Genomic DNA, 797 nt, shown 5'->3' on the forward strand with positions numbered 1-797 from the left:
GCGTAACCCACCTCTTCTGCTTCCGCGGACAGAGACATTGGTGGGTTACGCTGCGCTAACCCACCCTACAAATCCCGGAGTCCACTCATGGACCAGGACGTCGCAGCGAAGGAGCAGCCCCGCTACATCAAGCTCAACGAGCGCGACAATGTCGCGATCGTCGTCAATGATTTCGGGCTTCCCGCCGGCTCCCGTTTTGCCTGCGGACTGACGCTGCGCGCCTTTGTGCCGCAGGGGCACAAGACGGCGCTGGTCGATATCGCGCAGGATGCGCCGATTGTCCGCTATGGCGAGGTGATCGGCTACGCACTCTCGCCGATCCTGGCCGGTGAGTGGGTCGACGAGGCACGCATCCGCATGCCGGAAGCCCCCGCCCTCGACAAGCTCGAAATCTCGACCGCCGTGCCCGCTCCGCTGCCGCCGCTCGAAGGCTTTACCTTCGAAGGCTTCCGCAATCCGGACGGCTCGGTCGGTACCAAGAACATTCTCGGTATCTCCTCCTCCGTGCAATGCGTCAAGGGCACGATGGAATATGCGGTGAAGCGCATCCGCGCCGAGCTGCTGCCGAAGTATCCGAACGTCGACGACGTCGTGCCGCTGACGCATGCCTATGGCTGCGGCGTCGCCATCAACGCGCCCGACGCGGTGGTGCCGATCCGCACGCTGCAGAACCTGGCGCTCAACCCGAATTTCGGCGGCGAAATTCTGGTCATCAGCCTCGGTTGCGAAAAGCTCGCGCCTGAGCGGCTGGTGCCGGAAGGCGTCAGCGACGCCATCGTCCGCATGCAGGACGAGGC

1 protein-coding gene is annotated in these 797 nt (G+C 64.1%); it reads left to right on the plus strand.

What is annotated here, in order from left to right; translation table 11 throughout:
- Positions 1-87: 87 nt before the first annotated feature.
- Positions 88-797, plus strand: a 710-nt coding sequence (locus tag AC1D00_RS43550) for a UxaA family hydrolase (protein ID WP_477014989.1), incomplete at its 3' end; no start/stop codon positions are given.

The sequence above is a fragment of the Bradyrhizobium sp. P2_E8 genome (genome assembly GCF_056403875.1).